This window comes from Propionivibrio sp. (genome assembly GCF_017995515.1).
Lineage (GTDB): Bacteria > Pseudomonadota > Gammaproteobacteria > Burkholderiales > Rhodocyclaceae > Propionivibrio.
Map to the genome: position 1 here is coordinate 16,667 of NZ_JAGOIT010000062.1, position 4,079 is coordinate 20,745.

General features: G+C 61.6%; 5 protein-coding genes. 2 read left to right on the forward strand and 3 right to left on the reverse strand.

Going from position 1 to position 4,079, the window contains the following annotated elements; genetic code table 11:
* The 3 genes from KBA32_RS11205 to KBA32_RS11210 form a co-directional block, all read right to left on the reverse strand.
* A partial coding sequence (locus KBA32_RS11205; protein WP_294358947.1) for a reverse transcriptase domain-containing protein occupies positions 1-420 on the reverse strand: 420 nt, incomplete at its 3' end.
* Positions 421-430: 10 nt separating this feature from the next.
* On the reverse strand, positions 431-727 hold the full coding sequence (locus KBA32_RS17140; RefSeq protein ID WP_367113776.1) for a DUF1349 domain-containing protein: 297 nt from the start codon (positions 725-727) through the stop codon (positions 431-433).
* A complete protein-coding gene (locus KBA32_RS11210; protein WP_294358948.1) occupies positions 721-1,098 on the reverse strand; it encodes a response regulator in 378 nt (125 codons plus the stop codon). Before KBA32_RS11210 ends, KBA32_RS17140 begins: the two co-directional genes overlap by 7 nt.
* Positions 1,099-1,368: 270 nt before the next feature.
* Between KBA32_RS11210 and rhaB the strand changes: the two genes are divergently transcribed.
* Together rhaB and KBA32_RS11220 are read left to right on the forward strand one after the other, a co-directional pair.
* Positions 1,369-2,835 carry a rhamnulokinase gene (gene rhaB / locus KBA32_RS11215; protein ID WP_294358950.1) on the forward strand — a complete coding sequence of 489 codons (1,467 nt, stop codon included), beginning with the start codon at positions 1,369-1,371 and terminating at the stop codon, positions 2,833-2,835.
* Between the two features lie 39 nt (positions 2,836-2,874).
* On the forward strand, positions 2,875-4,079 hold a 1,205-nt coding region (locus KBA32_RS11220; RefSeq protein ID WP_294358952.1), incomplete at its 3' end, for an L-rhamnose isomerase.

Sequence of the window (4,079 nt, forward strand, 5' to 3'; positions counted from 1 at the left end):
CCCCCCCCGACTCATCTGAATCGCAAACCCGAGGAAGTTGAAGCTGGCTTGGGTAGCATCCACGATACGGGTCTTAGCCTCGTTGAGACTGAGGTCCAGTCGTTCCAGCACGCGGCGCACCACCTTCAGCGGTGCCTCGACATCTTTTCGGCACAGGACGACAAAGTCATCTGCGTAACGCACAATATGTGCTTGCAGCTTTCCTTTCAAATGCCGCCGTTGCCATAGCCGGTCGAGAATATGCAGGTAGCAGTTGACCAGTAGCGGGGAAATGACTCCGCCTTGCGGCGTTCCCCGGCGATTGGCCTTGCCGCCGCCTACGGTCTTCTTCACTCCATTGTCGTCTTCACCAATGACCGGGGCTTTGAGCCATTGCTTGATGAGGGCCAGAACACCAAGATCAAATAGGACATCGCCCATGAAAAAACTGCTAAGGGTCGCGGTCCATTACGCAATTGTTGTCGTATGTCTTGTCGCAGTAGGCTGTAAGTCCTGCGGATTCCCTTCGTACGGGTTGGTGGCCCAGTCGGATTGGCCGATGGTGACTACACTGCTCAGCATCGCGCTTGAAGCCGTAGAAGGTCTCCTGCCAGAAATCGGAGCCGGCATCGGTGACGACGTGAAGACCGGTATCGTCAGCAACAAAATCCTGCGGTTGGTTCAACCAATGGCCGCCTTGCCACGCAAGCGCCGCGATCAAACCGCTGTCTCCATTCCTATCTACCATCCCATCACCTTCTTGATCTGCGCCCGCAGTTGCTCAGGCCGGAAGGGTTTGATGATGAAGCCCGAGATTCCCAGTGCGACGGCGTCCAGAACGTCCTGCTTCCCGGCGCCGACGGCGAGCATGAGGATGGCCGGGAGTTGCTTCAGCTTCTCGTCGGCGCGCACGGCGTGCATGAGATCGGCGCCGTTCATGCCGGGCATCTCGGTATCGCTGATCAGCAGGTCGTACTTCTTCGCCTGCAGCCTGCGCAACGCATCGCTGCCATTGGTCGCCTGATCGATCGTCAGGTCGCTACGGTTGCACGAAAGCAGGAGTTGCAGGACGGCCGTCCGTACGTTGGCCTGATCGTCGACGATAAGGATGTTTGCCATACGTTCTCTTCGTTCTCTTCTTGTTCGAGGGGTTGTTGTTCAGACCTTCGGATACGACGACGAAGACTATCCCCGCGCACGGTAACGCTGTCAATCGCCTCGCCTGCAAGGCTTCCCGCCGCCCGCGCCGGCACTTTCCCATCACAACCGCCGATCACGCCGGTTGCGTCTTTTCGCCAAACAAGACTCTTATGTGGCAATTTTTGTAAGGTTGTGTAACAGCAATCGATCGAAGATGCGTCCATCGCAATCACTTCTGAATCTTGCCAAATGGACACATTCGTTGCTGCCGTCGATCTGGGTGCCTCAAGCGGACGCGTGTTGCTCGCCTGCCTGGGCGCCGCGCGCGAGACGCTCAGCATCGAGGAGGTTCATCGCTTCGACAACGGCTTTGTGAATCGCGACGGCCACGATTGCTGGGACGTCGACGACCTGGTCGAGCAGATCAACGTCGGCCTCGAAAAGATCGTCGATCGCGGCATCAAGCTCGCCTCCGTCGGCGTCGACACGTGGGCGGTCGATTTCGTGCTGCTCGACGCGGACGGCAAGATGCTCGGCCAGCCGGTTGCCTATCGCGATCACCGTACCGATGGCGTGATGGACGAGGTCTTCAAGACGATCCCGCGCGAAAGGCTCTACGAGCGCACCGGCATCGCCTTCCTGCAGTTCAACACGATCTACCAGCTCGTCGCGCTGCTGCGCGAGAATCCCGACTGGCTGCCGCGCGCCCGCACGCTACTCTTGATGCCGGACTACCTGCAATACCGCCTGTGCGGCACGCAGTCGTGCGAGACGACCAATGCCAGCACGAGCCAGCTGATCTCGGTCAAGACCCAATCGTGGGATATCGATCTGCTGCGCAGCCTCGGCATTCCGCTGCACTGGTTTTTGCCCCTGACCCAGCCCGGCACCGTCATCGGCGAGTGGGTTTCCCCGAACGGGGGCCGGGTCAAGGTCATCACGCCGGCCACACACGACACGGCCTCCGCCGTGCTCGCCGTGCCGCTGGAAGACGAAGACTCGGTCTACATCAGCTCAGGCACCTGGTCGCTGATGGGGATCGAGAGTGACGTTCCCTATTGTGACGAACGCGCGCTGGCCGCCAACTTCACCAACGAAGGCGGCGTCGACGGCACCTACCGCGTGCTCAAGAACATCATGGGGCTGTGGCTGATTCAGCGCCTGCGCGACGCCTACCCCGAGCATTCGTTCGCCGACCTCGTCGCGCAGGCCGATACCTGCACGCCCTTCGCCTACCTGATCAACCCGAACGACGACCGCTTCCTCAATCCGACATCGATGAAGCAGGCTATCGCCGACTACTGCCGCGAAACGAACCAGGGCGAACCCCAGACCGCCGGCGAGTTCGCGCGCTGCATCTTCGAGAGCCTCGCCTTCCTCTACCGGCAGACGCTCGAAGCGCTGACCACGCTCACCGGCCGCCAGTACAAGCGCATCCACATCGTCGGCGGCGGCAGCAAAAATGACTTTCTGAACCAGCTTTGCGCCGATTTCTGCCGGCTGCCGGTCTTCACCGGGCCGATCGAAGCCTCCGCGCTCGGCAACATCACCTGCCAATTGCGCGCCCTCGGCCACCTGGCCGATCGCAAAGCGATTCGCACCCTGATTCGCAAGGAATTTTCCGGACAAACGCTGCAGCCCCGAACCGAGCACGCCGAAAGCATCGAGCAGCACTGGCTCCGCTTTCAAGGACTCGGCCAGCAGCGTCCGGCCTGATCAACAGACTCACTACCCCACACCAGAAGGAGCCGCCCCATGAGCAACCTGACCCGCACCGCCTACGACGAGGCCAAGAAGCGCTACGCCCTCGCCGGCATTGATACCGACACCGCCCTCAAGGCGCTTTCCGCCATTCCGGTATCGATGCACTGCTGGCAGGGCGACGACGTCGCCGGTTTCGAGATGCCCGATGTCGCACTGAGCGGCGGCATCCAGACGACCGGAAACTATCCGGGCAAAGCCAAGACGGCCGCCCAACTGCGCCAGGACGCCGAACAGGCGATGGCGCTGATCCCCGGCGCCAAGCGCTTCAACCTGCACGCCATCTATCTCGACACCGAAGAGAAGGTGGCGCGCGACAAGATCGAGCCGAAGCACTTCAAATCGTGGGTCGACTGGGCGAAGAAGCTCGGCATCGGGCTGGACTTCAACCCGAGCTGTTTCTCGCACCCGAACTTCGTCGACGGCATGACGCTGGCGCATCCCGATCCGATCATCCGCCAGTTCTGGATCGACCACTGCATCGCCTGCCGCCGCATCTCCGACTACTTCGGCGAGGAGCTCGGCACGCCCTGCGCGATGAACATCTGGGTTCCGGACGGCATGAAGGACATGCCGGCCGACCGCTCGGCGCCGCGCGAGCGCCTGCTCTCGGCGCTCGACGAGATCATGAACGCCGACGTACCGAACAAGCACCACGTCGTCGCCGTCGAAGGCAAGCTGTTCGGCATCGGCGCCGAGAGCTACACCGTCGGTTCCAACGAGTTCTACATGGCCTACGCCGTCTCGCGCAAGACCGCGCTCTGCCTCGACGCCGGCCACTTCCACCCGACCGAGATCGTCTCCGACAAGATCACGGCCGTCATGCCCTTCGTCGATCAGGTGCTGCTGCACGTGACGCGCTCCGTCCGTTGGGACAGCGACCACGTGGTGACGCTCGACGATGAAACGCAAGCCATCGCCAATGAAATCATTCGCAACGGGCTGGAAAAGCGCGTGCTGATCGGCCTCGATTTCTTCGACGCCTCGATCAACCGGATCGCGGCCTGGGTCATCGGCACGCGCAACATGAAGAAGGCGCTGCTGCGTTCGCTGCTCGACCCGACCAAGGCGCTGCGCGACGCGGAGAAGGCCGGCGACTACACGACGCGCCTGGCGCTCATGGAAGAGCAGAAGAGCATGCCGTGGAGCGCGGTGTGGGATTTCTACTGCGAACAGAACAACTGCGGTGTCGGCATCGA

Coding starts and splice junctions, on each gene's coding strand:
- KBA32_RS17140 (WP_367113776.1), bottom strand. CDS start 727: ATGGTAGATAGGAATGGAGACAGCGGTTTGATCGCGGCGCTTGCGTGG.
- KBA32_RS11210 (WP_294358948.1), bottom strand. CDS start 1,098: ATGGCAAACATCCTTATCGTCGACGATCAGGCCAACGTACGGACGGCC.
- rhaB (WP_294358950.1), top strand. CDS start 1,369: ATGGACACATTCGTTGCTGCCGTCGATCTGGGTGCCTCAAGCGGACGC.